This is a genomic window from Pseudoalteromonas sp. 78C3 (assembly GCF_002836695.1).
Classification (GTDB): domain Bacteria; phylum Pseudomonadota; class Gammaproteobacteria; order Enterobacterales; family Alteromonadaceae; genus Pseudoalteromonas; species Pseudoalteromonas arctica.
Genome location: NZ_PJAV01000037.1, coordinates 1 through 1410, shown reverse-complemented (window position 1 = coordinate 1410; position 1410 = coordinate 1). Strand labels below are relative to the sequence as shown.

The 1410-nt window shown below is 33.8% G+C and carries 1 protein-coding gene; it reads left to right on the top strand.

Translation table 11 applies throughout. The features are described 5' to 3' along the window. Nucleotides 1-97: 97 nt before the first annotated feature. The gene (locus CXF76_RS00685; protein WP_101162807.1) at nucleotides 98-1369 is read left to right on the top strand and encodes an IS4 family transposase; all 1272 of its coding nucleotides are present in this window, start codon (nucleotides 98-100) and stop codon (nucleotides 1367-1369) included. Nucleotides 1370-1410 lie beyond the last annotated feature (41 nt).

Here is a 1410-nt window from a genome sequence, read left to right as displayed (position 1 = left end):
ATGTCATAGGTAAGATCTTAAGAAATTGAGTTGAAGCTCAATTCATGATCAAATGGTTGTTACCACACAAACCACAGAATCAAGAAAAGAGCTTCAAATGAATGCTAACATTTTTATTAATAAGTTAAAAAGTATCCTAAGTGAAAAAAAACTGAACCGACTTGGTAAACAAGTAGCATTTACTAAAAGAGAAAGAAATATTACCGCATTTCATATGGTTGTTAGTCTTGTTGCTGCGCTTGGGGATAAAAAAACGATCTATTTATCCGAAATATTAAGAGTTTATAATCAGCTAACAGGGCAGTCTATTAAGTATAAGCCTTTTCATAACCAGTTAGTTAAACCTGAACTAGCTGAACTAATGCGAGAGGTAACAAATAGAGTTTTTAATTGTTGGATAAATGATGCGCTTAAGTACACGAAAAAAGATTTGTTCAAGTTTGAGAATATTTTAATTCAGGACGGTAGCTCTATTATGCTTCATCGTTCTTTAAAAGATGTTTTTCCTGGGCGATTTTCAAATACGTGTCCAGCAGCGATTGAATTGCATGCTACTTTAAATTTAACGCAAGGTTGCTTTGAAAAAGCAGATATAACACCAGACAGTTATTCTGAACGTGAAGAACTTCCAACATTTAAAGAGTTGAAAGGACAGTTGTTACTTGCTGATAGAGGGTATTATTCAGGTAGTTATATTCATGAATTAGATAAAGCAGGAGGATTTTACGTATTAAGAGCTAAGGGGTTAAAAGCAGTCAGAGTACATAATGCTTTTAAGCAAAATGGACAGGAATTAACAGGAAGTCATTCCCCAAAGTTATGTGAATTGCTCCCCGAATTACCTAAAAATGATCTTATTGATATGAATGTTAGCATAAAAAACAAGCTAACAAGAGTCGTTGGGTATTGGTCAAAAAAAGAAAAACAATATACATTTTTAGTCACTAATTTATCTATTGATGAATTTACAGCGACTGAAATAGGCAAATTATATAGGTTACGCTGGCAGGTTGAATTACTTTTTAAGGAGTGTAAGTCTTATAATAATTTACGCGGCTTTCAAACATCAAACGCAACCTTACAAGAGGCGCTAATTTATGTAAGTTTAATAGTAACCACGCTTAAAAGGTTTTTAACTGGCTGTATTGAAAAGATATTCAAAACTGAAATGTCTACAATGACAGTAGCAAAAACAACGGGTGTTTGGTGGATTGGCATATTAACAGCGATTATTAGGAAGCATAGGAAAGGATTGTTAAATGCAGTTAATGGAGCATTTGACTTTCTGAGGAAAAATGCTGCTAGGGCACACCCCAAACGCGATCGAAAAACAGGAGTATTTCAGTATGGGGTAGAGCCAAATTTTTAAGGCTGTACTTAATGTTTTTCTTAAGTACCTACCTATGACAT

What these genes read in the sequence shown, in the direction of transcription:
- CXF76_RS00685 (WP_101162807.1), top strand. Translation starts at nt 98, where the DNA reads ATGAATGCTAACATTTTTATTAATAAGTTAAAAAGTATCCTAAGTGAA.